This is a genomic window from Klebsiella sp. K47, assembly GCF_051858335.1.
Lineage (GTDB): Bacteria > Pseudomonadota > Gammaproteobacteria > Enterobacterales > Enterobacteriaceae > Klebsiella > Klebsiella pneumoniae.
On the sequence record NZ_JBPYUI010000452.1, the window covers coordinates 1 to 222 of the forward strand.

General features: G+C 31.5%; 1 pseudogene. It reads right to left on the reverse strand.

The features are described from left to right. Positions 1 to 189, reverse strand: a pseudogene (locus RRF55_RS28755) (hypothetical protein); the annotation flags it as partial. Positions 190 to 222 lie beyond the last annotated feature (33 nt).

Sequence of the window (222 nt, forward strand, 5' to 3'; positions counted from 1 at the left end):
AGACCGCATTTCATCATAAACAAGGTGGTGTAATTTAACTTGATTAAGAATTTTATTTTGGAAGACTTTTTTTGATAGCCAATTACAAGCAAGCGAGTACAGCTCAAACATCTGTTTAAGCTCAATAACTTGTTGCTTGTTGGGGAATATCTGCACTTTTGCAGTTATCACTTGGGTATCTATTTTCATAACTTTATTATTTATCAAATTGTTTTGAAGATC